28 protein-coding genes are annotated in these 25189 nt (G+C 64.5%); 17 read left to right on the forward strand and 11 right to left on the reverse strand.

Translation table 11 applies throughout. The features are described from left to right. Nucleotides 1-4: 4 nt before the first annotated feature. On the reverse strand, nt 5-1009 hold the full coding sequence (locus tag DC366_RS00895; protein WP_243404996.1) for a Hint domain-containing protein: 1005 nt from the start codon (nt 1007-1009) through the stop codon (nt 5-7). A gap of 336 nt (nt 1010-1345) precedes the next feature. Here DC366_RS00895 and DC366_RS00900 point away from each other — a divergent pair, with 336 nt between their 5' ends. After that, complete coding sequence (locus tag DC366_RS00900; protein ID WP_108690306.1) at nt 1346-2125, forward strand: SDR family oxidoreductase; 780 nt, start codon at nt 1346-1348, stop codon at nt 2123-2125. Nucleotides 2126-2267: 142 nt separating this feature from the next. Here DC366_RS00900 and DC366_RS00905 read toward each other — a convergent pair whose 3' ends face one another. Beyond that, on the reverse strand, nt 2268-2609 hold the full coding sequence (locus DC366_RS00905; protein ID WP_133176153.1) for a hypothetical protein: 342 nt from the start codon (nt 2607-2609) through the stop codon (nt 2268-2270). A gap of 226 nt (nt 2610-2835) precedes the next feature. On the opposite strand from DC366_RS00905, the gene DC366_RS00910 reads away from it, so the two are divergent. From DC366_RS00910 to DC366_RS00935, 6 genes are all read left to right on the forward strand, one after another. After that, nucleotides 2836-3921 (forward strand): ABC transporter ATP-binding protein, encoded by a 1086-nt coding sequence (locus DC366_RS00910; RefSeq protein ID WP_108690308.1) that lies wholly within the window; start codon nt 2836-2838, stop codon nt 3919-3921. A 181-nt stretch (nt 3922-4102) separates the two neighbouring features. Next, on the forward strand, nt 4103-4354 hold the full coding sequence (locus DC366_RS00915; RefSeq protein WP_108690309.1) for a twin-arginine translocase TatA/TatE family subunit: 252 nt from the start codon (nt 4103-4105) through the stop codon (nt 4352-4354). Nucleotides 4355-4361: 7 nt separating this feature from the next. Further along, entirely contained in the window at nt 4362-5051 is a 690-nt protein-coding gene (gene tatB / locus DC366_RS00920; RefSeq protein ID WP_108690310.1) for a Sec-independent protein translocase protein TatB, read from the forward strand. Further along, nucleotides 5048-5974: a twin-arginine translocase subunit TatC gene (gene tatC / locus DC366_RS00925; protein ID WP_108690311.1), complete on the forward strand. Its 927-nt coding sequence runs from the start codon at nt 5048-5050 to the stop codon at nt 5972-5974. Before tatB ends, tatC begins: the two co-directional genes overlap by 4 nt. Further along, nucleotides 5971-6810 (forward strand): ATP-binding protein, encoded by an 840-nt coding sequence (locus tag DC366_RS00930; protein WP_108690312.1) that lies wholly within the window; start codon nt 5971-5973, stop codon nt 6808-6810. The genes tatC and DC366_RS00930 overlap by 4 nt, the downstream gene beginning before the upstream one ends. A 63-nt stretch (nt 6811-6873) precedes the next feature. Next, on the forward strand, nt 6874-7110 hold the full coding sequence (locus DC366_RS00935; RefSeq protein WP_133176154.1) for a hypothetical protein: 237 nt from the start codon (nt 6874-6876) through the stop codon (nt 7108-7110). 107 nt (nt 7111-7217) lie between these two features. Here the strand turns inward: DC366_RS00935 and DC366_RS00940 are convergent, their stop codons facing one another. The 5 genes from DC366_RS00940 to DC366_RS00960 all read right to left on the reverse strand — a co-directional run bounded on the left by DC366_RS00940 (nt 7218) and on the right by DC366_RS00960 (nt 11714). Continuing rightward, complete coding sequence (locus DC366_RS00940) at nt 7218-7475, reverse strand: PepSY domain-containing protein (RefSeq protein ID WP_207768642.1); 258 nt, start codon at nt 7473-7475, stop codon at nt 7218-7220. 131 nt (nt 7476-7606) lie between these two features. Next, nucleotides 7607-8821, reverse strand: a complete 1215-nt coding sequence (locus DC366_RS00945; protein WP_108690314.1) for an NADP-dependent isocitrate dehydrogenase — start codon at nt 8819-8821, stop codon at nt 7607-7609. A 98-nt stretch (nt 8822-8919) separates the two neighbouring features. After that, complete coding sequence (locus DC366_RS00950; protein ID WP_108690789.1) at nt 8920-9558, reverse strand: DsbA family oxidoreductase; 639 nt, start codon at nt 9556-9558, stop codon at nt 8920-8922. A gap of 122 nt (nt 9559-9680) precedes the next feature. Next, entirely contained in the window at nt 9681-9794 is a 114-nt protein-coding gene (locus tag DC366_RS00955; protein ID WP_108690315.1) for an entericidin EcnA/B family protein, read from the reverse strand. Between the two features lie 69 nt (nt 9795-9863). Further along, entirely contained in the window at nt 9864-11714 is a 1851-nt protein-coding gene (locus tag DC366_RS00960) for an extracellular solute-binding protein (protein WP_439331641.1), read from the reverse strand. A 341-nt stretch (nt 11715-12055) separates the two neighbouring features. On the opposite strand from DC366_RS00960, the gene DC366_RS00965 reads away from it, so the two are divergent. Next, entirely contained in the window at nt 12056-13069 is a 1014-nt protein-coding gene (locus tag DC366_RS00965; RefSeq protein ID WP_108690316.1) for a patatin-like phospholipase family protein, read from the forward strand. A 15-nt stretch (nt 13070-13084) separates the two neighbouring features. Here DC366_RS00965 and DC366_RS00970 read toward each other — a convergent pair whose 3' ends face one another. Together DC366_RS00970 and DC366_RS00975 are read right to left on the reverse strand one after the other, a co-directional pair. Continuing rightward, on the reverse strand, nt 13085-13777 hold the full coding sequence (locus DC366_RS00970; RefSeq protein ID WP_108690317.1) for a DUF502 domain-containing protein: 693 nt from the start codon (nt 13775-13777) through the stop codon (nt 13085-13087). Between the two features lie 85 nt (nt 13778-13862). Continuing rightward, complete coding sequence (locus DC366_RS00975; RefSeq protein WP_108690318.1) at nt 13863-14786, reverse strand: pseudouridine-5'-phosphate glycosidase; 924 nt, start codon at nt 14784-14786, stop codon at nt 13863-13865. A gap of 223 nt (nt 14787-15009) precedes the next feature. On the opposite strand from DC366_RS00975, the gene rpsB reads away from it, so the two are divergent. From rpsB to DC366_RS00990, 3 genes are all read left to right on the forward strand, one after another. Next, nucleotides 15010-15900, forward strand: coding sequence for a 30S ribosomal protein S2 (gene rpsB, locus DC366_RS00980; protein ID WP_108690319.1), 891 nt, complete (start codon nt 15010-15012; stop codon nt 15898-15900). An 82-nt stretch (nt 15901-15982) separates the two neighbouring features. After that, nucleotides 15983-16855 (forward strand): translation elongation factor Ts, encoded by an 873-nt coding sequence (tsf, locus tag DC366_RS00985; RefSeq protein ID WP_108690320.1) that lies wholly within the window; start codon nt 15983-15985, stop codon nt 16853-16855. Nucleotides 16856-17031: 176 nt separating this feature from the next. Further along, nucleotides 17032-17439, forward strand: coding sequence for a universal stress protein (locus tag DC366_RS00990; protein ID WP_108690321.1), 408 nt, complete (start codon nt 17032-17034; stop codon nt 17437-17439). A 36-nt stretch (nt 17440-17475) separates the two neighbouring features. On the opposite strand, the gene aroQ is transcribed toward DC366_RS00990, so the two are convergent. Together aroQ and DC366_RS01000 are read right to left on the reverse strand one after the other, a co-directional pair. After that, nucleotides 17476-17919, reverse strand: coding sequence for a type II 3-dehydroquinate dehydratase (gene aroQ, locus DC366_RS00995; protein ID WP_108690322.1), 444 nt, complete (start codon nt 17917-17919; stop codon nt 17476-17478). 60 nt (nt 17920-17979) lie between these two features. After that, a complete protein-coding gene (locus tag DC366_RS01000; RefSeq protein ID WP_108690323.1) occupies nt 17980-18636 on the reverse strand; it encodes a GntR family transcriptional regulator in 657 nt (218 codons plus the stop codon). A gap of 143 nt (nt 18637-18779) precedes the next feature. Here DC366_RS01000 and dctP point away from each other — a divergent pair, with 143 nt between their 5' ends. The 6 genes from dctP to DC366_RS01030 all read left to right on the forward strand — a co-directional run bounded on the left by dctP (nt 18780) and on the right by DC366_RS01030 (nt 25180). Then, entirely contained in the window at nt 18780-19766 is a 987-nt protein-coding gene (dctP, locus tag DC366_RS01005; protein WP_108690324.1) for a TRAP transporter substrate-binding protein DctP, read from the forward strand. A 100-nt stretch (nt 19767-19866) separates the two neighbouring features. Next, complete coding sequence (locus DC366_RS01010; RefSeq protein ID WP_108690325.1) at nt 19867-20415, forward strand: TRAP transporter small permease; 549 nt, start codon at nt 19867-19869, stop codon at nt 20413-20415. Continuing rightward, nucleotides 20415-21731 (forward strand): TRAP transporter large permease, encoded by a 1317-nt coding sequence (locus tag DC366_RS01015; RefSeq protein WP_108690326.1) that lies wholly within the window; start codon nt 20415-20417, stop codon nt 21729-21731. The genes DC366_RS01010 and DC366_RS01015 overlap by 1 nt, the downstream gene beginning before the upstream one ends. After that, nucleotides 21728-22993, forward strand: coding sequence for a malonyl-CoA decarboxylase (locus DC366_RS01020; RefSeq protein ID WP_108690327.1), 1266 nt, complete (start codon nt 21728-21730; stop codon nt 22991-22993). Before DC366_RS01015 ends, DC366_RS01020 begins: the two co-directional genes overlap by 4 nt. Next, a complete protein-coding gene (locus DC366_RS01025) occupies nt 22974-24485 on the forward strand; it encodes a malonate--CoA ligase (protein ID WP_108690328.1) in 1512 nt (503 codons plus the stop codon). The genes DC366_RS01020 and DC366_RS01025 overlap by 20 nt, the downstream gene beginning before the upstream one ends. Nucleotides 24486-24637: 152 nt before the next feature. Then, entirely contained in the window at nt 24638-25180 is a 543-nt protein-coding gene (locus DC366_RS01030; RefSeq protein WP_108690329.1) for a 3-hydroxyanthranilate 3,4-dioxygenase, read from the forward strand. The last annotated feature ends 9 nt before the right edge of the window (nt 25181-25189 follow it).

Consider the following 25189-nt stretch of genomic DNA (forward strand, 5'->3'; position numbering starts at 1 on the left):
CCGGTCAGCGAATCGAGGAGCGGCGCAGGATCTCGGCCGCATCGGGCCGCTCGACCAGCCGCTCCTGCACTTCGAAATCCATGTGGGCGCGCCGCTCGTGCTCGGGCTGGCCCGTGTCCGGCCCGTCCGTGATGTCGGGCGGAAGGATCGGGCGCGTGCGTGGATCGACCAGCATGGTTTCGGCGGCGATGCCTTCGACATAGATGATCTGGTGATCGTCAAAAAGCAGCTGGTAATAGTCGATGAACCCGCCGCCCTGCTGCACCACGCTGTCGCCATTCACCAGATGGCGCGCGCGCACCAGGATTTCCTTGCGCCCGGCGCCCAGGGCGTCCGAGCGTTGGTAGATGAACAGGCGGCTTTCGGGGCTTACCGTCAGATCGCCGTCGTTGTTTAGCGCGCCCGCGCGGATGCGGATGGGGGCGAAAAATCCGACCGCCCGCGTCGTCGCCTTGCCGATCCAGCGCAGCGGACGCGGCCCGTCGTCGCGCGTCAGCACCAGATTGCCGGGCTGCAAATCCTCGATCCGCACCTGCGCGCCCGACGCCATGGTGACATGCGTGCCGCGCGAGAATGACACGCAGGCCACCTGCGCAAACCGGGTCAGGGCGCCGTCCCGGTCGATCCCGACCAGCGTGTACCCCACCCGCGCCGCCAGCGGCGCCAGTGGCAGCGCATAGATCGCCTCGGCGTAGCCTGCGCCATCGACCTCGACCAGCAAAAGCACCTCGGTCGTGCCGCCCGACGCCGTCATCATGGTCAGCGATGCGTCCAGATGCACCGCATTGCCGGGCCTGCCCGCGTCCGAGCCGGGCGCGATGGCCAGCGTGCCCCCCGTGCCGGGCAGCACCGACAGGCGGCGCGGCACGGCGCGCGGGTGCAGCTCATAGACGTCGTCCAGATCCAGCTCGTCGGCAAAGGAGATCGCATCGCCCAGATTGGCACCGTTCACCACCGTCACGGCGGCGGCGGGAAGAACGGTCAGGGTCTGGACAAAGTCATGGGTCATACTGATCATTCTGTCTGGTCGTTCAGCCGGTGCCGGTGCACCGGGCAGGGGCGGCATCACGGGCGCCGCTCTACGTTATTATACGATCCGCAGCGCCGCCGCGCATAAAATTCGACTTTTGGTGCCGGCGCCACTGACCTGAAGCGTTTTGCCTTTGACCTGAGACATCAGATAAAGACGAAACGCGCGCAACGCTGATATGTCGCGTGCGTTTCGCCAAAATCAGTGATTCAGGTTTTTCGCAAAACGCTTTAACGTCGATCTCTACAAGCCGATTGTGGCGCGGTCGCGTCGCGGATCAGAGATTTTCACGGCGGCAGGAAAGAGGAGCAATACATGGATATGGGTCTGACGGGCAAGCGTGCAGTGGTCTGCGCGTCGTCGAAGGGGCTGGGGCTGGGCTGCGCAAGGGCGCTGGCCGCCGAGGGCGTCGATCTGGTGATGAACGCGCGCGGGCAGGATGCGCTGGATGCGGCGGCGGATACGATTCGCGCCGAATTCGGCGTCGATGTCACCGTCGTCGCGGCAGACATCACCACCGAAGAGGGGCAGCAGGCGGTGCTGAAGGCCGCGGGCGCGCCCGACATCCTCGTCACCAACGCAGGCGGCCCGCCGCCGGGCATGTGGAGCGATTGGGACCGCGATGATTTCATCAAGGCATTGGATTCCAACATGCTGACGCCGATCGCCCTGATGAAGGCCGTGCTGCCCGGCATGATGGAGCGTGGCTGGGGCCGGGTGGTCAACATCACCTCGCAATCGGTCAAGGCGCCGATCCCCGCGCTGGGGCTGTCCAACGCCGCGCGCACGGGACTGACCGGCTATGTCGCGGGCACGGCGCGGCAGGTTGCGGGCAAGGGCGTGACGATCAACAACCTGCTGCCGGGCATCCACGCCACGGACCGCGCCGTGCAGCTCGATACCGGCGTGACCAAGGCGCAGGGCATCACCATGCAGGAAGCGCGCGAGCAGCGCTATGCCACGATCCCCGCCGGGCGCTATGGCTCGGCCGAGGAGTTCGGCGCCGCCTGCGCGTTCCTCTGCTCGGTCCATGCAGGCTTCATCGTGGGCCAGAACCTGCTGCTGGATGGCGGCAGCACGAATTCCACTATCTGACAAGGTGGCAGGCCCGACCTTTGGTGCCGGGCCTGCCACGCGGCCAGTTCAATCATAGATCGCCGTGAAGCTGCGCACGAAAGATGGCCCGCCCTGGATCGACGAGAGGTGTTTTATCCAGCGATTGTAGCGGAAGGCGCCGTCATAGCGCGTCCATTGCCAGTAATTCGTCGGCAGATACCAGGTCTTCATCCGCGTCCATTTTCCGTTCGTTTTTTGCCGGTAGTGCCGGGTTTCCGCCGGACCGCCACAGGTCGCCGGCACCCCGAAGGAGTTGCGGCGCTTGTAGGGCCTCGTGGTCCAGCGATCGCGCGGGCACACAGAAATGCGCGCCATACCCGCCGCCACTGGCCGAGCCGAGCTGAACATCCGTCTCGATACCCAGATCGTCAAGATCGGCCTCGATCGGCTCCTCCACGCTGTCCACCAGATCGCCGCCTTTTTTACTGCTGCCCTTGGAATTGCGAACCTCGCGCGTGGCCACGGCAAACGCGCCCTGCTCCTCTTGCACGGCCTCGAATTCGATTGTGCGCCGTGGGAGAGCGCGATGGAGGCAAGCGGGCAGGAGGGCACAGGCGTGTCGTCGAGCGCCCCGCCGTCCGGGCCGCATCCTTGCGCGTTGAAATCGTCATTCGCGATTGAGCTTCGGCCCGATAAGCCTTATCTGCCGGTCACACCCTTTCCCGACCGGTTTGATCGGATAGTGCGCAATGCCCTCAAAAGTGCCCAGATTGCAGATCGAGAACCTCAGCCGCCGCTATGACGGGCGGCTGGTGGTCGACGATATCTCGCTGGCGGTGATGCCGGGGCAGGTGACGTGCCTTCTGGGCCCGTCGGGCTGCGGCAAATCCACCACGCTGCGGATGATCGCGGGGGTCGAGACGCAGGATTCGGGCAAGGTGCTGGTCGATGGCCGCGTGATCTGCGACGGCAGCGCGCGCGTGCCGCCCGAGCAGCGCAATATCGGGCTGATGTTCCAGGATTTCGCGCTTTTCCCGCATCTGAATGTCGCGGGCAATGTCGCCTTCGGCCTGACCGGCCCGCGGGCCGAGACGGATGCGCGCGTCGCCGAGCTGCTGGAGCGGGTCGGGCTGGGCCGCTACGGCGCCTCCTATCCGCACGAGCTGTCGGGTGGCGAGCAGCAGCGCGTCGCGCTCGCGCGCGCGCTGGCGCCGCGCCCGCGCATCATGCTGATGGACGAGCCATTCTCGGGCCTCGACAACCGCCTGCGCGACGGCATCCGCGACGAGACGCTGGACATCCTGCGCGAGGAGGATGCGGCCGTCCTTCTGGTCACGCACGAGCCGGACGAGGCGATGCGCATGGCCGATGACATCGCGCTGATGCGCGGTGGGCGCATCGTGCAGCAGGGCGCGCCCTATAATGTCTACAATGCGCCGGTGGATCGCGACGCGGTCGCGTTCTTCAGCGATATCAATGTCATACGCGGCACAGTTAATGGCGCGCTCACCTCCACGCCGTTCGGCCAGTTCCTTGCGCCGGGCGTGCCGGATGGCAGCGCCGTCGACATCGTCATCCGCCCGCAGCATATCAAGATCGATTTCGACCGCGCCGGGCGCGGCCCCAATCCCACCGTGCAGGACGGCACGCCCGCCCGCGGCGTGGTGCAGCGCGCGCGCTTCATGGGTTCGGAAAGCCTTGTGGAATTCCGCATGGATCACGACGGGTCGATCCTCAAGGCGACGGTGCCCAACGTGTTCCTGCCCAGCCCCGGCAAGGCGCTGTGGCTGATGCTGCGGCGCGACCGCTGCTTTGTCTTTCCGGCGCGCGTCTGACCGGTCATTCTACGGCAAATATCGGGAAATCCGCGGCATGTGCCCGCCGCCCGGCCGGGTTTTCGTGCAAATCCGGCCGGCGCCTTCGGAATCGTCTTTAATCCAGCCGCCGCAAGGTTTAGATACGGGGTCGACATGCAGGGGAGCTCAGCAGGGCGCCCCGACCTCAAGGAGACTAGACATGCTCAACAATATCGGCCTTCCCGGCCTTCTTCTGATCGCTGTCGTGGTGCTGGTGCTGTTCGGCCGCGGCAAGATCTCGTCGCTCATGGGCGAGGTCGGCAAGGGCATCACGTCCTTCAAGAAGGGCATCGACGAAGGCAACAAGGAAATCGAAAGCAGCGCGGCCAGCGCCGATGTGGATTACGAGGATGACGCGCGCGATGTGACACCGAAACCCACCAAGACGTCCAAGACCAAAGACAAGGTCTGAACACACCATGTTCGATCTCGGCTGGACGGAGCTTCTGCTGATCGGCATCGTCGCGCTGATCGTGGTCGGCCCCAAGGATTTGCCCGGCATGTTCCGCACGGTCGGTCAGTTCGTGGGCAAGGCCAAAGGCATGGCGCGCGAGTTTTCCAAGGCGATGAACGACGCCGCCGACGAGTCCGGCGTCAAGGGGATGAGCGACAGCCTGCGCAAGGCGACCAACCCCATCGGCTCGGCCATGGACGAGGTGAAAAAGAGCACCAAGAGCTTTACCCAGGCCACCCGCGACGCGGGCAAGCCCAAGCCGGAGGCCGAGCCGCTCAGCCCCGAGCGGCAGGAGGCCAAGGACAAGATCACCGCCCATTCCGCCAAGGCGACCCAAGCGCGGCTGGACCGCGAGAAGGCCGAGGCGACCGAGAAGGCCGCGGCATCCCCGGCAGACAAGACGGCCAGCGCCCCCAAAGCGTCCGGCAAGCCCAACCCGCGGGCGAAGAAACCCGCGCCCAAGACAAAACCGGCCGCGACCGCCACCAAGGCTGCCGCTGCGCCCAAAACAGCTGCCAAGCCAAAAACGGCAGCCAAGCCCAAAGCAGCCGCGAAACCCAAGGCCGCAACCAAGCCGAAGGCAGCGGCCAAACCCGCCCCAACCAAGACAGCGGCCAAGACGCCCGCCAAGAAACCCGGTGAGGGCAAGGCATGAGCCAGAGCGACGATATCGAGGACAGCAGCGCGCCGCTGATCGAACATCTGGCGGAGCTGCGCACGCGCCTCATCCATTCGGTGCTGTATTTCCTCGGCGGGATGATCATCTGCTTTACCGTGGCGCAGCCGATCTTCAACTACCTCACTGCGCCGCTATGCTCGGTGCTGGCGGATCGGGGCCAGGATTGCGACCTGATCTTCATCTCGCCGCAGGAAGGGTTCTTTGTCGCGATCAAGGTCTCGCTGCTGGGCGGTTTCATCCTGGCGTTCCCGTTCATCGCCAACCAGATGTGGCGCTTCGTGGCGCCGGGGCTTTATCGCTCGGAAAAGGGCGCGTTCCTGCCGTTTCTTGTGGCCTCGCCCTTCATGTTCTTTCTGGGCGCCAGCTTTGCGTTCTACGTCGTCACGCCGCTGGCCTATGATTTCTTCCTGGGTTTCCAGCAATTCGGCAATACCGGCGAGGTCGTGGAGGGTGTCAAGGGCGCTGCGCCGCTCAGCGTCGTGTTTCAGGGCTCGGCGCAGGAATATCTGAACCTCACGATCAAGTTCATCGTCGCCTTCGGCCTGTGTTTCCAATTGCCCGTGCTGCTGACCCTCATGGGCAAGGCGGGGCTGGTCGGCGCGGACGGGCTGCGGGCGGTGCGCAAATATGCCGTCGTCGGCATCCTCGTGCTGGCCGCGCTTGTCACGCCGCCCGATGTCATCACGCAGGCGATCCTTTTTGTCGTGGTCTACGGCCTTTACGAGATCTCCATTCAGCTGGTCGCCCGCGTCGAGCGCAAGCGCGAGGCCAAGCTGCGCGCCGAGGGCCTGTGGTTCGATGACGAGGACGAGATGACCGGCGACGACATGCATCCCGAGGACATGGACCCCGAGGACGAGACGGACGACGAGGCGCCGGACGAGGAGCCGCGCGCATGAGCGAGATGCAGCGCATCGCCGAGGCGCTGGAGCGGATCAGCCCGCCGCCGCGCCCCGCGCCCGATCTGGCGGCATGCGATGCCTATGTCTGGCATGTCTCGCCCGATCATCTGCAACCCGTTCCGGACGTGGCGCGCGTGGACATGAACCTGCTGGTCGGGATCAACCGCGCGCGCGACACGCTGCTGGAGAATACCCGCCATTTCGCGCGCGGCCTGCCGGCCAACAACGCCCTGCTGTGGGGTGCGCGGGGCATGGGCAAATCCAGCCTTGTGAAGGCCGTGCACGGCGCCGTGGTGGCCGAGGGGCTTCCGCTCAAGATCGTGGAGCTTCAGCGCGAGGATCTGACCAGCGTGACGCGGCTGCTGTCGCTGCTGCGCGCCAGCGATGCGCGGTTCATCCTCTACTGCGACGATCTTAGCTTCAGCCATGATGACCAGCACTACAAATCGCTCAAGGCGGTGCTGGATGGCGGGATCGAGGGCCGGCCCGAAAACGTGATCTTCTACGCCACGTCCAACCGCCGCCACCTGATGCCTCGCGACATGATCGAGAACGAGCGCGGCTCGGCGATAAATCCCGCCGAGGCGGTCGAGGAAAAGGTGTCGCTGAGCGATCGTTTCGGCTTGTGGCTGGGCTTTCATGCCTGCGATCAGGACGGATACCTGGCGATGATCCGCGGCTATTGCGACGCCTTCGGGATCGAGATCTCGGACGAGGATCTGCGCGCCGAGGCGATTGAATGGCAGGCCACCCGCGGCGGCCGCTCGGGCCGCGTCGCGTGGCAATTCGTGACCGATCTGGCCGGGCGTCACGGGATCAGGATCACGGGATAGCGATCCCTTTTCGTCAAGGGGCGTCGGCAATCTGCCTTTGCAGGCAGGCAAAGGATGGACGTCATGAGTTTGAAGAACGCGGCGATCAAGGCCGCTATCGTGCTGCTGCCGTCTTGTGCCGCAGCGTTTCTTACCGAAAAGATGGTTTACGTTGTCCCGATGCTGGCGGCCTCCAGTTTCTTTGCCGGAACTGTCGATCTGAGCGAGAAAACCAATCGGCGACGAGTCGATGAGGATGAAGCAGATGACAGCGAGGCCGAGATTGCCGCAGAGACCGTCGACGTGGCGGAAGCCGGATGATCACGAAAAAGGCCGGAGACATTGGCCCAGGCCTTCCGCGATATTGATCGGTCACTGCGCGATATACCTGCCGCGCCGGCGCGAAAACCTATGTCGCTGGAAACCCGTTAATTACGCGCGTCGCCGGTTGTCGGGTCAATCTTCACCTCGACCTGGGCACCGTCGGTTCTGACATATTCGATTTCCCAATAGCCATCTTCGTCCCAGTCGATTTCGTCGATATGGGACAGCTCGTCTCCGACCCGCTCTTCCAGCGCCGAGATGACCTCCGAGAGCTTCATCGCGTCGGCGGGTGGGGGTGTATCCTTGGCCATGGCCGTCGCGGGAACAAGGGCGGCCACCAAGGCGGCGGTGATCATGCGCATGAGTGTCTCCTTCATTGCGGGATGCGGGACGACAACCGCTGCGCGCCGTGAAGGTTCCCGCCTCGGGCAGCCCACGTAAAAGGGGCGGACCGTCCGGCCCGCCCCTTTCGTCACTTCAGCTATCCGGGCGATCAGCCCTGAAGCGCCTTGTTCAGGTTCTCGTCGACCTTCTCCAAAAAGCCCATAGTGGTCAGCCATTTCTGATCGGGGCCGACCAGCAGCGCCAGATCCTTGGTCATGTGACCCGATTCGACCGTATCGACGACCACCTTTTCCAGCGTTTCGGCGAAGTTGGTCAGCGCCTCGTTGCTGTCCAGCTTGCCGCGATGCTTCAGCCCGCCGGTCCAGGCAAAAATCGACGCGATCGAGTTGGTCGATGTCTCCTCGCCCTTCTGGTGCTGGCGGTAGTGGCGGGTGACGGTGCCGTGGGCCGCCTCGGCCTCGACGATCTGGCCGTCGGGCGTCATCAGTTGGCTGGTCATCAGGCCAAGCGAGCCAAAGCCCTGCGCGACGGTGTCGGACTGCACGTCGCCATCGTAGTTCTTGCAAGCCCAGACATAGCCGCCGGACCATTTCATCGCGGAGGCGACCATGTCGTCGATCAGGCGGTGTTCGTAGGTGATGCCGGCGGCGTCGAACTTGTCCTTGAATTCCTCGTCGAACACCTTCTGAAAGATGATCATGAACTGGCCGTCATAATTCTTCAGGATGGTGTTCTTGGTCGAGAGGTACACCGGATAGCCGCGTTTGAGCCCATAGTTGAAGGATGCGCGGGCGAAATCGTGGATGGAATCGTCGAGGTTGTACATGCCCATGTAAACGCCCGAGGAGGGAGCCTTGAACACTTCCTCTTCCATCACCGTGCCGTCATCGCCGACGAATTTCATCGACAGCGTGCCGGGGCCGGGGAATTTCATGTCGGTGGCGCGATACTGATCGCCGTATGCGTGGCGGCCGATCACGATGGGCTGGGTCCAGCCGGGAACGAGGCGCGGCACGTTCTTGCAGATGATCGGCTCGCGGAAGACCACGCCGCCGAGGATGTTGCGGATGGTGCCGTTGGGGCTGCGCCACATCTTTTTCAGGCCGAATTCCTCAACCCTGCCCTCATCGGGGGTGATGGTCGCGCATTTGACGCCGACGCCGTATTTCTGGATCGCGTGGGCGGCGTCCACGGTGATCTGGTCGTCCGTCTCATCACGGGCCATGATGCCGAGGTCATAGTATTTCAGATCGACGTCGAGATAGGGCAGGATCAGCTTTTTCTTGATGAAATCCCAGATGATGCGGGTCATCTCGTCGCCGTCGAGCTCGACGATGGGGTTTTCTACCTTGATCTTGGACATATGGGCGCCTTTCGTGTGTCAGGGGTCGGTGATTGCAGGGTCTTTAGCGCAATCTCCGAGGGAAGGGAAGGTTGCAGTATGCAAAGGTATACTGGCGATCAGTCCGCCTGCTTTTCGACGATCTCATCCATCACGCGCAGCCACAATTCGGTATCCTGCGCACCCGGCACGGCATGCTGGGCGGCGACGATGAAGGTGGGAACGGATGCGATGCCCATTTCGCGGAATTGCGCATCGCGCGCTGTGATGTCGGCGCTGTCGGCGTCGGTGGCCAAGAGCTTGGCCACCACGGCGGCATCCATGCCAAGACCGTCGGCAATGTCGGCCAGCACCTCGGCATCGCCGATATCGCGCCCATGGGTGAAGTAGGCGGCAAAGAGCGCCATCGCCGCCGCGTTCTGCTTGCCCTCGATGCCGGCCCAGTGGATCAGGCGGTGCGCGTCGAGCGTGTTGGGCGTGCGCGCCATCGCCTCGAAATCAATGGCGATCCCGGCGGCCTCGGCGCGCTCGACCACGGGCGCATAGGCGGCGACGGCGGCATCCTTGCCGCCGAACTTGGCCTCCAGATAGGCGCGCCGGTCCATGCCGCCTTTGGGCATGTCGGGGTTCAGCTGAAAGGGGTGCCATTCGATGACAAAGGGATGATCGGCGCGCTGCTCCAGCGCGCGGTCCAGCAGGACCTTGCCGATATAGCACCACGGGCAGATCGGATCGGAGATGATGTCGAGCTTGACCATGGCGGACCTTTCCATCGGGGCAGTGTCGCGGCTGTTGTTAGGGGCTCGGGCCGCGTCATGCAAGGCAAACGCCGAAAGCCCCGCAGGCGGGGCCGCATGGCGCGCAGTCCGCGATTAGCGCATCAGAACCAGCTTTGAACGCCGCGCGAGGCGCCCGAGATGTCGCGGCCGACGCCCTCGACAGTGGCGCAGCCGGTCATTGCCGCCAGCGCGGCGAGAATGAGGAGTTTTTTCATCGGATCGTCCTGTAATCATCCTTGTCACTGCTCAGGCGCCTTGCCGGTTTGCCCGGTCTGCGGCGCGCGTCATTTCTCCATCCACCAGACTTCGGGCAGAAACCCCACGCCGTCGCCATAGAGCGGCAGATGATCCTCAGGATAGTTCAGCGCCGCATCATGGGCAATACGGCCCACCGAATACTGGTGAATCGGGATCACGTAGCGCCCTGAAATCAACACCCGGTCCAGCGCGCGCACGGCGGTAACGAACTCCTCATGCGTCTTGGCGGCCAGCATGGCGTGGATCATCGCCTCGGCGGCGGGGCTGTTCATACCCATCAGGTTACGGCTGCCGGGCTGGTCGGCGCCCTCGGCGCCCCAATAGAAATACTGCTCGTTGCCCGGTGACAGCGACAGGGAGCGGCGCATGAAGGTCAGGTCGAAATCGTAATTCGCCTCGCGCACGGTATATTGCGCCTTGTCGACGCTCTGCACGTTCAGCGTGATCCCCAGCCGTTCGAGCGCGCGGGCGTAGATGTCCATCATCGCGGTCGCCTGCTGCACCAGCGCGTCCTGTTGTAGCACCACGGTCAGCACCAGTGGCCGGCCATCCGCGTTTTTCAACACGCCGTCCTGCACGGTCCAGCCTGCCTCGGCCAGCAGGTCGGCGGCGGCGCGGATATTGTCCCGGTTGCGCTTGGAGCCGTCGCTGGCGGGCAGGGTGTAGCCCTCCAATGTGCCGGGCAGCAGATCGTCCTCGAAGGGCTCCAGCAGCGCGCGCTCGGCCTCGGAGGCGGGGCCGGGGATCATGCCCAGCTCGGAATTAGAGTAGTAGGAGGTGATGCGGGGCTGGCGCCCGCCGGTGAGGGTATCGTTGATGTACTCGAAATTGAACGCGGCGATCAGCGCCTCGCGCACGCGCCAGTCGTCCAGGGGCGGATTGCGGGTGTTCATCACGAAGCCTGAGATGCCCGACGGCTGGCCATTCGGGATCTCGCTGCGGACGATGTCGCCGCGCCGGACGGCGGGCAGGGTGGCCATCTCTTCCCAGCGCTCGGCATTGAATTCGCGGATATAGCTGATCTCGCCGGCCTTGAACGCCTCTTTCATCACCGCGTCATCACCGTAGAAATCGATGCGGATCTCGTCGAAATTGTTGGTCCCGCGCCGGAATGGCAGATCGCGGCCCCAGTAATCGGGGTTGCGGCGCAGTGTGACGCGGCGGTCCAGCTGATGCTCGGCCACGGTATAGGGCGCGGTGCCGATGGGAATGTCGCCGATTGCGCCATCCTCGAACACCTTGCCCTCCCATTGCGATTTCTTGAGGATCGGACGCAGCCCGGCCAGCAGGACCAGATCCCGGTCCGGCGGGCCGTCTTCGGTCTTGAAATCCAGCCGGATCTTGCCTGGGCCGGTCTGCGCGATCTTGTCCACGCGGGTCCAGAAATCGCGGTAGCGCAGATGGCCGCGCGTGCCCAGCGTCTCGAAGGACCAGATCACGTCCTCCACCGTCACCGGGCTGCCGTCCGAAAAGGCGGCCCTGGGGTTGAGGGTGAATTCCACCCATGTGCGGTCCGCGTCCGTCTCGACGGTTTCGGCCAGCAGACCGTAGAGCGTGAACGGCTCGTCCCAGGACCGGCCCAGAAGCGATTCGTAGGCCAGATAGCGCAGCTGCCAGGGCGGGGTGCCCTTGGGCGCGAACGGGTTCAGCGAATCATACCCGCCGACATTTCCGGTGGTGACTGTGCCGCCCTTCGGCGCGTCCTTGTTGGCATAGGGCAGGGCGTCAAAATCCGGCGGCAGGGCCGGATCGCCGTACATCGCGATGCCATGAGCGGGCTGGGCGTGCAGGGCGTGAATCGGCGCCAACCCGAGCAAAACAACGACCATTACGGCAGAAATGCGCCCATGGCGGAGGAAACTCACTGATCTCGTCATGGGAACAATTCCTCTATGGCGTTATTTGACTGGCCGCATTGGTAGACAGGGATTCACGCCTTTTCAAACTTTTAGCTTGGATGACGGCGCAGGATTGCTTATAAGGGAGTCACTGCTCGATAGGTTTCTTGCCTGTATGAAACCTGCCTCAATAACTTAACGCCAGCTTCGCGCTGGCGTTTTTTTTTGTTCGAATGGTATGTGAAAGCGGCCCGCCAAGGGGTGACTTGTGCACATGCAGCATTACCTGCTGCGATGCAACATCGGAAAGTTCGGCCAAAGGCGACGGGTATGGCACCCGGCGCCGGGCATCTGGCCCACGAAATACAAAGAGGCAGGCAATGAGCATGAAACGGATCAATCTGGCGCTTCAGGGCGGCGGCGCGCATGGGGCATTCACCTGGGGCGTGCTGGACCGGCTTCTGGAGGAGACGGGGTTGGAAGTGGCGGCGATGTCGGGCACATCGGCCGGGGCGCTGAATGCCGCCGCGCTCAAGGCCGGCTGGGTCAGGGGCGGGCGCGATGCCGCGCGCGAAAACCTCGATTGGCTCTGGGCCCAGATGGGGGCGGTGCATGACCTGCGCATGCCGGCCTGGATGGCCGCGTCGGTGCCGGGGGCGGTCTCGGCGGCGATCGAGTACTCCATGCCGACGGGGATCGCCGACGCGATGTCGCAATCGGTCTCGCCCTATTCCTATGGCCCGTTCTATTCCAATCCGCTGCGCCGCGTGGTCGAGCGGTTCGAGTATGACCATATCTGTGCCGATCACGCGCCGCGTCTTTATGTGGGCGCGACCAATGTGCGTGACGGCAAGATCCGTATCTTTACCGGGGACGAGATCGGCGCCGATGCGCTTTTGGCGTCCTCCTGCCTGCCGACGCTGTTCCAGGCCATCATGATCGACGGCGAGGCGTATTGGGATGGCGGCTATACCGGCAACCCGGCGCTTTTCCCGTTGTTCGCGCCTGATTTGCCCAGCGATATCGTCATCGTCAACATCAATCCGTTGCAGCGGCCCGACGTGCCGCGCAGCCCGCAGGAAATCCAGAACCGCATCAACGAGATCAGCTTCAACTCGTCCTTGCTGCGCGAATTGCGCGCAATCAACTTCGTTCAGCGTCTTCTGGACAGCGGCACTGTGCCGGAAGGGGCGATGAAGCGGCTGAACGTTCACATGATCGCCGACGATCCGCTGATGGCCGAATTGTCGGTGATGACCAAGATGGTGCCGAACCCCTATCTTCTGTCCCGGCTCAAGGAAGCGGGGCGGCAGGCGGCGGATCGGTTTCTGGCCACGCATTGGGACGATCTGGGCACGCGCGGCAGCACCAACCTGGCCGAGATGTTCGGCTAGGGCGTTTCCCCGCGCTCAGGCTTCCTTGCGAGGCAGCTCTTCGGGCTTGACCTGTTGGGGATAGACCAGCCCTGCGGAAATCACCAGCTTGGCCGCGTCCTCGACCGTCATGTCGAGCTCGATCACGTCCTCCCTTGGCAGGAACAGAAGGAATCCCGATGTCGGGTTGGGCGTGGTCGGAAGGAACACGCTCAGCAGCGCGCCGCCGGTCTCCGCCTTTTGCGAAATCTCGCCCTTGGCGGTGGTCGAGATGAAGCCGATGGCCCAGATCCCCTTGCGCGGATACTGGATCAGGCATGCCGTCTCGAAGCTGCGCTCGGTCTGGGCAAAGATCGTCTCGGCGATCTGCTTGACCCCGGAATAGATCGAGCGGACGACGGGCATGCGGTCCACGATGCTTTCGCCGAAGCGGATCAGGGTGCGCCCGATCAGCCCCTTGGCGACCGAGCCGACGAGGATGGTGAAGACCAGAAACACCACCACGCCGACGCCGCGCAGGTTGATGCCGATATAATGCGCCGGCGTCAGGTCATAGGGGATCAGCGGCAGCACCAGCGCATCGACCCAGCCGATCAGCGTCCAGATCAGCCAGATCGTCAGCGCGACGGGCGCGATGACCACAAGCCCGGTCAGAAACCGCGCGCGCAGCCGTGCGAAGATGCCGGTGCGGTGCGGCTGCGTCGGTTCTTCGTCGAAGGGAGTGCTCATGTTTGCGTCGGGCCCTGGATCATGCTGCAAAGGGTGTAAGGGCTTGGGCGGCGCGCGGCAATGGTCTGCGGGCGCCGCGCATACATTATTTGCAAGGCCCGGGCACGGTTTGCAAGGCGCGCGCGATGGCGGCGGCCAGCCGGGCGTTGGAGCGGACAAGCGCGATATTCGCCGTCAATGTGCGCCCGCCCGTCGCGGCGCCAAGGCGGCGCAGCAGATGGGGCGTCACCTGCTTGGCGGCGATGCCGGCCGTCTCTGTCTCGGCCGCGGCCTGCGCGATGAGGGGGGCCAGATCGTCGTAAGGGATGCCGTCGCCCGCGGGCACCGGGTTGCAGATCAACTGCCCGCCCGGCAGCCCCAGCGCCGCGCGCGCAAGGTGGGCGGCGGCGATCGCATCTGCGCTGTCCAGCCGCAGGGGCGCCGCATGGGGCGAGGCGGGCGACCAGAAGGCCGGCAGCGCGTCCTGCCCATAGGCGATGACCGGCACGCCCAGCGTCTCCAGCAGCTCCAGCGTCTTGGGCAGGTCAAGAATCGCCTTGGGCCCGGCGCAGACCACCGTCACGCGGCTTTGCGCCAGTTCCTGCAGATCGGCCGACACGTCCCAGCTGCGCTCGGCGCCCAGATGCACGCCGCCGATGCCGCCCGTGGCAAAGACCGCGATGCGCGCCCGCGCGGCGGCGATCATGGTGGCGGCAACGGTCGTGCCGCCGCTCGCGCCGGTGGCCAGTGCCACGGCCAGATCCGCGCGGCTCAGCTTCATCGGGCCGGGCAGTCGCGCCAGCCGCTCCAGCTGCGCCGCGTCCAGCCCGATATGCAGCCGCCCGTCCAGCACAGCGATGGTTGCGGGCACCGCGCCCGCGCCGCGCACCTCGCCCTCGACCGCGCGGGCGGTCGCGAGGTTCTCTGGACAGGGCATGCCATGGGTGATGATGGTGCTTTCCAGCGCCACCAGAGGCGCCCCTGCATCGCGGGCGCGCGCGGCCTCGTCGGACCAGATCATTTCGTGCATCGCGCAACTCCCCCCGGTGCAGGATCATGGCGGATGGTGGCGGGGCAGGGCGCCGGGGCGCAAGGGGGGCCTTGCGCCCCGGCGCCGCCCGAGCTATACGCGCGCTCACTAGAAATCCGCAGGCATGGGCGGGCTGGCCGGGACAGACATCCCCCGGCAGTCCACCGGTTGAGGCAACCCCTCTCACCCCGTGCCGAGGCGAAAACCGGAAAAGGAATACCAAATGGCTCTTCCCGAGTTCACTTTGCGTCAGCTGCTCGAAGCTGGCGTTCACTTCGGCCACCAGACGCAGCGCTGGAACCCCCGCATGGGCGAGTTCATCTACGGCGCGCGCAACGGCATCCACATCATGGACCTGACGCAGACCGTCCCGATGCTGGACGCAGCACTGAACGTCGTGCGCGAAACCGTGGCCAAGAACGGCCGCGTTCTCTTCGTCGGCACCAAGCGTCAGGCCGCAGCGCCCATCGCCGAAGCCGCCGAGAAATGCGCGCAGTACTACATGAATCACCGCTGGCTGGGCGGCACGCTGACCAACTGGCAGACCGTGTCGAAATCCATCCACCGCCTGAAGGAAATCGACGAGTCGCTGGAGCAGGGCGCCGAGGGCCTGACCAAGAAAGAGCGTCTGGGCATGGAGCGTGACCAGGGCAAGCTGCAGGCATCGCTGGGCGGTATCCGCGAAATGGGCGGTGTGCCCGACCTGCTGTTCGTCATCGACGTCAAGAAGGAACAGCTGGCCGTCGCCGAGGCGAACAAGCTGGGCATTCCGGTTGTCGCCGTGGTCGACACCAACTGCTCGCCCGACGGGATCGACTACATCATCCCCGGCAATGACGACGCGGCCCGTGCCATCGCGCTTTACTGCGATCTGGTCAGCCGCGCGGCGCTCGATGGCATGACTGCGCAGATGGGCGCGGCCGGCATCGACATCGGCGAGATGGAAGAGGCCCCCCTCGAGGAGGCCGCGCAGCCTGAATCGACAGGCGTCGAGACCGGCAACATCTCGCACGAGGCGGTCCATGACGACAAGGCGACCAAGGACGCACCGCTGGACATCAAGTCCAGCGAGGAGATCTCGGACATGGCCGCCAAGGCCGGCCAGAACAGCTGAGCCGCGGCTTCGGCCGACAATTCTGATGCAAGGGTCCGGCGCCACGGCTGCCGGACCGGCAAGACATATTTAGGAGAGCCCAATGGCGATCACTGCTGCAATGGTGAAGGAACTGCGCGATTCGACGGGCGCAGGCATGATGGACGCGAAAAAGGCGTTGACGGAATCCGACGGTGACATGGAGGCGGCCGTCGACTGGCTGCGCACCAAGGGTCTGGCCAAGGCGGCCAAGAAATCGGGCCGCACCGCGGCCGAGGGCCTTGTCGCCGTCAAGGTCGAGGGTGGCCGCGGCGTCGCGGTCGAGATCAACTCGGAAACCGATTTCGTCGGCAAGAACGCCGATTTCCAGGCGATGGTTGCGTCGGTTGCGGATGCTGCCGTCAAGGCGGACGATCTGGAGGCGTTGAAGGCCGCCGATCTGGGCGGCAAGACCGTCGAGGAAACCATCACCGACAAGATCGCCACCATCGGCGAGAACATGGCGCTGCGCCGCATGGCGTCGGTTTCGGGCGATACCGTCGTGTCCTATGTGCACAACGCCGCTGCCGAAGGCATGGGCAAGATCGGCGTGCTGGTCGCGCTGAAGGGTGACGAGGCGTTTGGCCGCCAGATCGCCATGCACATCGCCGCCACGAACCCCGCCGCCCTGAACGAGGCCGAGCTGGACAGTGCCGTCGTCGAGAAGGAAAAGCAGGTCCAGATGGATATCGCCCGCGAAAGCGGCAAGCCCGAGCAGGTCATCGAGAAGATGATCGAGGGCCGCATGAAGAAATTCATGGCCGAATCCACCCTGCTGGGTCAGGCGTTCGTGATGAATCCCGACCTGACGGTCGAGGCCGCCGCCAAAGAGGCCGGCGCCGAGATCACCGGCTATGTCCGTCTGGAAGTGGGCGAGGGGATCGCGGTCGAGAAGGAAGACTTTGCCGCCGAGGTCGCCAAGACCGCGAAGGGTTGAACTTTTCACCCGATTGCAGATGATGGAGGGCGGGCCGAAAGGCTCGCTCTTTTTCGTTCTGCGGTGCAAGCCGCGTGCCCCTGATCCACCGCCGGGCACATTCGGGATTGATGCAAATCAATGCACGGCGCAGGCAGGCAGTGCATCCAGAGGCAAACCTTGTCGGGAGACATTTCATGTATGACAATATTCTGATCCCGATCGTTTTCGATCAGCAAAACGATCATTCCCAAGCCATTGAATGCGCCAAAAGGCTCGCCGGGGAGAACCCGAACATCACGATGCTGAGCGTGATCGAATTGTTGCCGTCCTACGTGATGTCCTATGTGCCCGACAAGGCGACCGAAGAGCGCCGTGTCGAGCTGCAGCACGAGATGGACACGCTGGTGAAGGGCGTACCCGGCGCCACGTGCGAGATCATCAGCGGCCATCCGGGCCGCGCGATCATCGATTATGCCAATGCGAACGGCACGAACCTGATCATCGTCAAATCGCATCGTCCCGGCTTTCAGGATTATTTCCTGGGCAGCACGGCGGCCTATGTGGTTCGGCGCGCGAAATGTGCGGTGCATGTGATCCGCTGAGGCCCGCGCAAATTTGCTTGCACAGGCGGGCGGCGATCAGTCCGCCTGTGCCAGATGCGCCAGAAGCGCATCCATCGCCAGCGGATAGCCCGCCGCGCCAAAGCCGCAGATCACGCCGACCGCCACACGCGCGATATAGCTGACATGCCGGAAATCCTCGCGCGCATGGATGTTGGACAGGTGCAGCTCGGCCACGGGAAGCTGCACGGACGAGATCGCATCCATCAGCGCGATGGAGGTGTGCGTATAGGCGCCGGCGTTCAGCACGATCCCGTCATGCACGCCCCGCGCGCCGTGGATCGCATCGATCAGCCCGCCCTCCGCGTTGCTTTGCTCAAAGCCCAGCTCGGTGCCGCGTGATTTTGCGTGGGCGCGGCACAGCACCTCGATATCGGCGAGGGTTGTGTGCCCGTAGACCTCGGGCTGACGGGTGCCCAGAAGGTTCAGGTTGGGCCCGTTCAGGATCAGGATCGAGGTCATTTCGGCGGCTCCTTTGGCCTCTTTTTAAACCGCCGTTACGCGGGCTGTCGAGTGGGCTTGTCATTCGGCCGCCGGGCGCAGGCTGCTTATCAGGTGGTGGAATTTCTCGCCCTGAACGGCGACATGGCTGCGCAGCGCGTCGGCGGCGGCCGCAGCGCGCCCTTGTTCGAGCGCGGCGACGATCGCCTCGTGTTCGGCCATGGATTGGGCCATGCGGCCGCGCAGGCGCAACTGGTGACGCCGGAAGGGGCGCAGGCGGCGATGCAGGCGCAGCGCCTCGGCGCGCAGGAAACTGTTGCCTGACTGCGCATAGATGATCTGGTGAAATGTCTCGTTCTGCAGGTAATATGCGTCCGCATCCTGCGCCGCGACCGCCTCGCGGCAGCGCGCATTGGCGGCGCGCAGATCGTCCAGCGCTGCGGTGCTGATGCGCCGCGCGGCAAGGCGTCCGGCGGCGGCCTCCAGCTCGGCCATGACCTCGAACATCTCCATCAGTTCCACCGGGCCGGGCTGATGCACGAACACGCCGCGATTGGGGATGTGGGTGACAAGCCCCGGCAAGGTCAGTTTCTGCAGCGCCTCGCGGATGGGCGTGCGCGATACCCCGAACCGGACCGCCAGCGCGTGCTCGTCCAGCCGGGTTCCCTCGGCGAAGGTGCCGCCGAAGATCAGCTCTTCGATTTCGTCGGCGATGGTTTCTGCGCGGCGTTTTCCCATGCGGCGATCCTATATGCGCGGCCTGCGCATGCAAAGATCCAATCATTGTATACAAATCGATTGACTTGAAAAACCCGGCGCGCCACGCTGCCCCGCATGATCCGGGACAACCGGACCCTGACACATCCTTGGGAGGAGATGACATGAGATCCACTTTGAAAGCCGCCGTCGCGGCAACGGCCCTGATGGCACTGGGCGCGGCGGCCTCCGCGACCGAGCTGCGGCTGTCGCATCAATGGTCCAACAACGACGTGCGCCACAAGGTGGCCCAGATCGTCGCCGATCACGTCGCCGAGGCCGACGTGGATCTGGAGATCAAGATCTTCGGTTCCAAATCGCTTTTTAAGCCGCGCGAGCAGTACAAGCCGCTCAGCCGCGGGCAACTGGACATGACGGTCTTTCCGCTGTCCTACGCGGGCGGGCAGCAGCCGGCCTTCAACCTGACCCTGATGCCGGGGCTGGTGAAGAACCACGACCACGCCGCGCGGCTCAATGACAGCGAATTCATGGACGAGATCGAGGCCAAGATGGCCGAGGATGACGTCATGACGCTGGTTCACGGCTATCTGGCCGGCGGCTTTGTCGGCAAGGACAAGTGCATCACCAAGCCCGCCGATGTCGACGGTCTTCAGATGCGCGCCGCCGGCAAGGCGTTCGAGCAGATGCTGGCCGGGGCCGGGGCCTCGATCGCGTCGATGTCGAGCGCGGATATCTACAACGCGATGCAGACCGGCGTCCTGAACGCCGCGAATACGTCGTCCTCGTCCTTCGTCAGCTATCGCATCTACGAGCAGGTCGCCTGCTATACGCCCGCGGGCGAGGTTGCGCTGTGGTTCATGTATCAGCCGCTTTTGATGAGCAAATCCAAGTTCGAAAGCCTGACCGAGGAGCAGCAGCAGGCGCTGCGCGACGGCGCCGCCAAGGCCGAGGCGTTCTATCTGGAAGAGGCCAAGAAGGAGGACTCGGATTCGGTGCAGGTGTTCAAGGATGCCGGCGTCGAGATCGCGACGATGACGCAGGAGGATTTCGACGCGTGGCGCGAGATCGCCAAGGCGACATCCTACAAGAACTTCGTCGAGAATGTGCCGGACGGCCAGAAGCTGCTGGATATGGCGCTTTCGGTCGAGTGACGGGCAGGGCAGGGGCGGCCTGCGCTGTCCCTGCCCGGCGCGGCGGGCGAGGCCGAGCGCGCAGCCGCCAGATCTGCAATTTCCAAGTCGAGGAGCCAAGATGGCCGGACAAGTGACGCACCGCGTCGCCAGAACAGGCGACAATCCCTTTCTCAAGGGGGTCGCGGCCCTGTCGACGCTGGCGGGGTGGGTATCGGCGGCGATGATCGTGGTGGCGGTGGGCATCACCTGCCAGATGATTTTCGTGCGCGCGGTCCTGAACCAATCCACCATCTGGCAGACCGAGATGGTCGTCTATCTGATGATCGCCGCCACGCTGATCGGGCTGCCTTATGTGCAGCGGCTGCGCGGGCATGTGAATGTCGATCTGGTGCCCATCGCGCTGCCGCCTGCCGCGCGGCGCGTCATGGCCTGCTTTACCCTGACGCTGAGCGCGGCGGTGGTTGCGGTCATGCTGTGGTATGGCTTTGACTACTGGCATTTCGCGTGGGAGCGCGGCTGGCGCTCGGACACGATCTGGGGCGTGCGGCTGTGGATCCCCTACATGGCGCTGCCGGTGGGCTTCGGCCTGCTGCTGCTGCAACTGATCGCTGATCTGGTGGCGCTCTTGCTGCGGATCGACGCGCCTTTCGGTCTGGAGGAAAGCTGATGGATCCTCTGATTCTGGGCGCGCTGGTCGCGATCTGCACGATTGCGGTGCTGTTTTCCGGCGTGTCGGTGGCGCTGGGTCTGCTGATCGTGTCGGGGGGCTTTCTGGTGATGTTCGACGGGATGCGCTCGCTCGAACTCATGCCCGAGCTGTTTTTCGGCAGTCTCAACAGTTTCGCGCTGCTCAGCATCCCGATGTTCATCATCATGGGCGCCTCTATCGCCTCGACGCGGGCGGGCGCGGACCTCTATGAGGCGCTGGAGCGGTGGCTGACGCGCATTCCCGGCGGGCTGGTGATCTCGAACCTTGGCGCCTGCGCACTCTTTGCGGCGATGTCCGGGTCCAGCCCGGCCACTTGCGCGGCCATCGGCAAGATGGGCATCCCAGAGATGCGCAAGCGCGGCTATCCCGACGGCGTGGCGGCGGGCAGCATCGCGGCGGGCGGCACGCTGGGCATCCTCATTCCGCCGTCGGTCACGATGATCGTGTATGGCATCGCGACCGAGACGTCGATCGGGCGTCTGTTTCTGGCCGGTGTGATTCCCGGCCTGCTGCTGGTCGTGCTCTTCATGGCGTGGTCGCTTTTTTCCACGTGGAAATCGGGCAATGCGCAGGTGCTGACGGCGGGCAGCTATAGCTGGCGGCAGAAATTCGAGATCCTGCCGCGCGTCCTTCCGTTCCTGATCATCATCCTCGGCGTGCTTTACGCGATGTATGGCGGTATCGCCACACCGTCCGAGACGGCGGCGGTCGGCGCATTGCTGTGCATCGTGATCGCCATGGTGATCTACAAACTCTGGAGCCCATCGGGCCTGTGGGTGATCCTGCGCGACAGCACGCGGGAATCGGTGATGATCCTCTTCATCATCGCGGCTGCCGGCGTGTTTTCCTACATGCTCAGCAGCCTTTTCATCACCCAGAGCATCGCCGAATGGATCGGCACGCTGGACGTCAACCGCTGGGTTCTGATGGGGGCGATCAACCTGTTCCTGCTGGTCGCCGGGTTCTTTTTGCCGCCCGTCGCGGTGATCCTGATGGCGGCGCCGATCCTGATGCCGATCATCACCATCGCGGGATTCGATCCGATCTGGTTTGCCGTGGTGCTGACGATCAACATGGAAATCGGCCTGATCAGCCCGCCGGTGGGGCTGAACCTTTATGTCATCAACGGCATCGCGCCCGACATCTCGCTGAAGACGATCCTGTACGGCTCGCTGCCCTTCGTGGGCTGCATGGTTCTGGCGATCATCCTTCTGTGCATCTTTCCGGACCTTGCCACATGGCTGCCCGATGCGGTGATGGGCGACGCGGTATGACGGTTCTGTCGGACCTTCTGGCCGCCGTGTTCGAGCGGGGGCTGGGCGCCGCGCGCCAGGGCGACTGGAGCCGCAGGCCGCTGGAGGAATTGGCCGATGCGCTGATCAGCACCCAGGGCCAGACCTCCGGCCATCTGCTGGCCGAGCAGGTGCTGGCGCGTTTCAACTCCGCGGATGATGCGGCGCGGATCGCGTTCTTTCACCATCTGGCGGAACACATGAATGTGGATCCTGCCGCCGCGCGCGCGGCGCTCAATGCCTACGAAGGGACGCCGTCGCGCGCCACCTACCGCGCGTTTCTGGCCGCGAGCGAGCCGCCGCGACAGGAGCTGATCCGCCGCCTGAACCAGATCGAGGGCGCCACCGGTGCGCTGGTGGCGATGCGCGCGGATCTGCTGCGTCTGGGGCAGGGCGTGCCGGAGCTGGAGGCGCTGGACCTCGATTTCCGGCATCTGTTCAAATCCTGGTTCAATCGCGGCTTTCTGGTGCTGCGGCCGATCACGTGGCAGACGCCCGCCGACATCCTGGAAAAGATCATCGCCTACGAGGCGGTCCACACCATCGACAGCTGGGAGGATCTGCGCCGCCGTGTGCAGCCCGAGGACCGCCGCTGTTTCGCGTTCTTTCACCCGGCGATGCCCGACGAGCCGCTGATTTTCGTCGAAGTCGCCCTGACGCGCGGCATCCCCGGCGCGGTTCAGCCGCTTCTGGCCGAAGGGCGCGCCGCGCTTGCCGCGCCGGAGGCCGATACGGCGGTGTTCTATTCGATCTCGAACTGCCAGGCGGGGCTGGCCGGCATCTCCTTTGGCAATTCGCTGATCAAGCAGGTGGCCACCGATCTTGCGGCCGAGCTGCCGCGGCTGGCGCGGTTTGTCACCCTCTCGCCGATCCCCGGCCTGATGGAGTGGCTGAAGGGCGCCGGGATCGCGCTGACGGACGCCGATCTGCCCGCCCTTGCCGCGCATTACCTGCTGAACGTCAAGAGGCGCGCCGCCGCGCCGCGCGATCCCGTGGCGCGGTTCCATCTGGGCAATGGCGCGATCGTCCACGCCTTGCACGCGGGCGCCGATCTGTCGCAAAAGGGGCGCGCGCAATCGGGGGGCGTGATGGTGAATTACCTCTACGACCTACGCCGCACCGCCGAGCGTCACGAGGCGTTTGCCACCGATGGCACCATCGCCGCGTCGCCCGCGGTCAAATCGCTGGCCGCGTCGGCGCAGCCCATGCTGAAAGGAGCCCTTGATGGCGAACCCACTGTTTGACACGCTTTTCGGGCGCCACGCGGGCAGCGATGCGCCCTTTCTGATCCTGCCGGATGGCGCGGTTCTGTCCTATGCCGCCTTTCTGGCGCAGGCCGCGCGGATTGCCGGGCATCTGGCCGAGCTGGGCTTGCGGCCCGGTGACAGGCTGGCCGCGCAGGTGGCCAAATCGCCCGAGGCTCTGGCGCTTTATGCCGCCTGCGTTCAGGCCGGCGTGGTATTCCTGCCGCTCAACACCGCATACACGGCCAGCGAAGTGACCTATTTTCTCAAGGATTCGGGCGCCGCGCTGATCGTGTGCGACAGCAGCGCGCGCGCGGATCTGGCGCAGGTGGCGGAGGATCTGGGCGCGCAGATCGCAACGCTGGACGCCGATGGCTCCGGCAGCCTGACGGACGGGGCAAAGGGGAAGCCCGATAGCTATCAGACGGCCGAGCGCGGCGCGGATGATCTGGCCGCGCTGCTGTATACATCGGGCACGACGGGCCGCTCCAAGGGCGCGATGCTGAGCCAGAAGAACCTGCTGAGCAATGCCGAGGTGCTGGTCGATGAATGGCGGTTCACGCGCGATGACGTGCTGCTGCATGCGCTGCCGATCTTTCACACGCATGGGCTGTTCGTGGCCACGAACATCACGCTGGCGGCGGGCGGCGCGATGATTTTCCTGCCGAAATTCGATGTCGACGCGGTGATCGCCCATCTGCCGCGCGCCACCTCGATGATGGGCGTGCCGACATTCTACACCCGCCTTCTGGACGATGCGCGTTTTGACAAGGCGGCGGCGCAGCACATGCGCCTCTTCACCTCGGGCAGCGCGCCGCTGCTGGCCGAAACGCACGATCGGTTCCGCGCGCGCACCGGCCACGCGATCCTTGAGCGCTATGGCATGACCGAGACGAACATGAACACCTCGAACCCCTATGACGGCGATCGGCGCGCGGGCACGGTCGGCTTCCCGCTGCCGGGGGTGGAGTTGAAGGTTTGCGATCCGGCCACCGGGGCCGAGCTGCCGCAGGGCGAGGTCGGCCAGCTGGAGGTGCGCGGCCCGAACGTCTTTCAGGGCTATTGGCAGATGCCCGAAAAGACGGCCGAGGAATTGCGCGCCGACGGGTTTTTCATCACCGGCGATCTGGGGCTGATCGACGAGCGCGGATATGTGCAGATCGTCGGGCGCGGCAAGGATCTGATCATCTCGGGCGGCTACAACATCTATCCCAAGGAGATCGAGCTGGTGCTGGACGACCAGCCCGGCGTGCTGGAAAGCGCGGTGATCGGCGTGCCGCATCCCGATTTCGGCGAAACCGTCGTTGGCATCCTCGTGGCCAAGCCGGGGCAGATGCCCGACGAGGACGCGATCATGGCCGCCGCCGCCGAGGCGCTGGCGCGGTTCAAACATCCCCGCAAGCTGATCGTGGTGGACGCGTTGCCGCGCAACACGATGGGCAAGGTGCAAAAGAACATCCTGCGCGAGCGATATGGCGATTTGTTTACCTAGACCGCATCGCAACCGAGCTTGCGCGCGGCGCGACTTTGATGAAAACTGATCTTTGCGGTTATCACAAACCACGATAGCAGAATTTGCGATCCCTGATTGCGCCGATATCAGGGCAGACGGACAGTGAAGCTAGCAAAGGGGAGGAACGCGCCATGGGCAGGCTTGCCGCCTTTAATTTCCACAAGTGGATCGACGAGCACAAACATCTTCTCAAGCCGCCCGTCGGCAACAAGAAGGTGTTCGAGGACGCCGATCTGATGGTGACCGTCGTCGGCGGTCCGAACAAGCGCACCGATTACCATGATGATCCGGTGGAGGAATTCTTTTACCAGCTGAAGGGCGACATGCTGCTCAAGCTGAAGGACGGCGATGACTTTTATGATGTGCCGATCCGCGAGGGCGACGTGTTCTTGCTGCCTGCGCATGTGCGCCACTCGCCGCAGCGCCCGCAGGAGGGCAGCATCGGCCTTGTGATCGAGCCAAAGCGCCAGACCGGCGAGCTGGACGCGGTCGAATGGTATTGCTTTGAGTGCAGCGCGCTGGTGCATCGCGCCGAGATGCAGCTGAAATCCATTGTCGATGACCTGCCGCCTGTTTATGAAGCATTCTACGCCTCGACCGAGGCGCGCACATGCCCGGCCTGCAACGCCGTGCATCCCGGCAAGGAGCCGCCCGAAGGCTGGGTCCGGCTTTAGCCGCAACGC

Origin of the sequence: Pelagivirga sediminicola (genome assembly GCF_003072125.1) — a bacterium.
GTDB classification, from domain to species: domain Bacteria; phylum Pseudomonadota; class Alphaproteobacteria; order Rhodobacterales; family Rhodobacteraceae; genus Roseovarius; species Roseovarius sediminicola.

Excerpts from the sequence above, each read along its gene's own strand:
- DC366_RS00895 (WP_243404996.1), bottom strand. The coding sequence starts at position 1,009 with ATGACCCATGACTTTGTCCAGACCCTGACCGTTCTTCCCGCCGCCGCC.
- DC366_RS00900 (WP_108690306.1), top strand. The coding sequence starts at position 1,346 with ATGGATATGGGTCTGACGGGCAAGCGTGCAGTGGTCTGCGCGTCGTCG.
- DC366_RS00910 (WP_108690308.1), top strand. The coding sequence starts at position 2,836 with ATGCCCTCAAAAGTGCCCAGATTGCAGATCGAGAACCTCAGCCGCCGC.
- DC366_RS00915 (WP_108690309.1), top strand. The coding sequence starts at position 4,103 with ATGCTCAACAATATCGGCCTTCCCGGCCTTCTTCTGATCGCTGTCGTG.
- tatB (WP_108690310.1), top strand. The coding sequence starts at position 4,362 with ATGTTCGATCTCGGCTGGACGGAGCTTCTGCTGATCGGCATCGTCGCG.
- tatC (WP_108690311.1), top strand. The coding sequence starts at position 5,048 with ATGAGCCAGAGCGACGATATCGAGGACAGCAGCGCGCCGCTGATCGAA.
- DC366_RS00930 (WP_108690312.1), top strand. The coding sequence starts at position 5,971 with ATGAGCGAGATGCAGCGCATCGCCGAGGCGCTGGAGCGGATCAGCCCG.
- DC366_RS00935 (WP_133176154.1), top strand. The coding sequence starts at position 6,874 with ATGAGTTTGAAGAACGCGGCGATCAAGGCCGCTATCGTGCTGCTGCCG.
- DC366_RS00940 (WP_207768642.1), bottom strand. The coding sequence starts at position 7,475 with ATGCGCATGATCACCGCCGCCTTGGTGGCCGCCCTTGTTCCCGCGACG.
- DC366_RS00945 (WP_108690314.1), bottom strand. The coding sequence starts at position 8,821 with ATGTCCAAGATCAAGGTAGAAAACCCCATCGTCGAGCTCGACGGCGAC.
- DC366_RS00950 (WP_108690789.1), bottom strand. The coding sequence starts at position 9,558 with ATGGTCAAGCTCGACATCATCTCCGATCCGATCTGCCCGTGGTGCTAT.
- DC366_RS00955 (WP_108690315.1), bottom strand. The coding sequence starts at position 9,794 with ATGAAAAAACTCCTCATTCTCGCCGCGCTGGCGGCAATGACCGGCTGC.
- DC366_RS00960 (WP_439331641.1), bottom strand. The coding sequence starts at position 11,714 with ATGACGAGATCAGTGAGTTTCCTCCGCCATGGGCGCATTTCTGCCGTA.
- DC366_RS00965 (WP_108690316.1), top strand. The coding sequence starts at position 12,056 with ATGAGCATGAAACGGATCAATCTGGCGCTTCAGGGCGGCGGCGCGCAT.
- DC366_RS00970 (WP_108690317.1), bottom strand. The coding sequence starts at position 13,777 with ATGAGCACTCCCTTCGACGAAGAACCGACGCAGCCGCACCGCACCGGC.
- DC366_RS00975 (WP_108690318.1), bottom strand. The coding sequence starts at position 14,786 with ATGCACGAAATGATCTGGTCCGACGAGGCCGCGCGCGCCCGCGATGCA.
- rpsB (WP_108690319.1), top strand. The coding sequence starts at position 15,010 with ATGGCTCTTCCCGAGTTCACTTTGCGTCAGCTGCTCGAAGCTGGCGTT.
- tsf (WP_108690320.1), top strand. The coding sequence starts at position 15,983 with ATGGCGATCACTGCTGCAATGGTGAAGGAACTGCGCGATTCGACGGGC.
- DC366_RS00990 (WP_108690321.1), top strand. The coding sequence starts at position 17,032 with ATGTATGACAATATTCTGATCCCGATCGTTTTCGATCAGCAAAACGAT.
- aroQ (WP_108690322.1), bottom strand. The coding sequence starts at position 17,919 with ATGACCTCGATCCTGATCCTGAACGGGCCCAACCTGAACCTTCTGGGC.
- DC366_RS01000 (WP_108690323.1), bottom strand. The coding sequence starts at position 18,636 with ATGGGAAAACGCCGCGCAGAAACCATCGCCGACGAAATCGAAGAGCTG.
- dctP (WP_108690324.1), top strand. The coding sequence starts at position 18,780 with ATGAGATCCACTTTGAAAGCCGCCGTCGCGGCAACGGCCCTGATGGCA.
- DC366_RS01010 (WP_108690325.1), top strand. The coding sequence starts at position 19,867 with ATGGCCGGACAAGTGACGCACCGCGTCGCCAGAACAGGCGACAATCCC.
- DC366_RS01015 (WP_108690326.1), top strand. The coding sequence starts at position 20,415 with ATGGATCCTCTGATTCTGGGCGCGCTGGTCGCGATCTGCACGATTGCG.
- DC366_RS01020 (WP_108690327.1), top strand. The coding sequence starts at position 21,728 with ATGACGGTTCTGTCGGACCTTCTGGCCGCCGTGTTCGAGCGGGGGCTG.
- DC366_RS01025 (WP_108690328.1), top strand. The coding sequence starts at position 22,974 with ATGGCGAACCCACTGTTTGACACGCTTTTCGGGCGCCACGCGGGCAGC.
- DC366_RS01030 (WP_108690329.1), top strand. The coding sequence starts at position 24,638 with ATGGGCAGGCTTGCCGCCTTTAATTTCCACAAGTGGATCGACGAGCAC.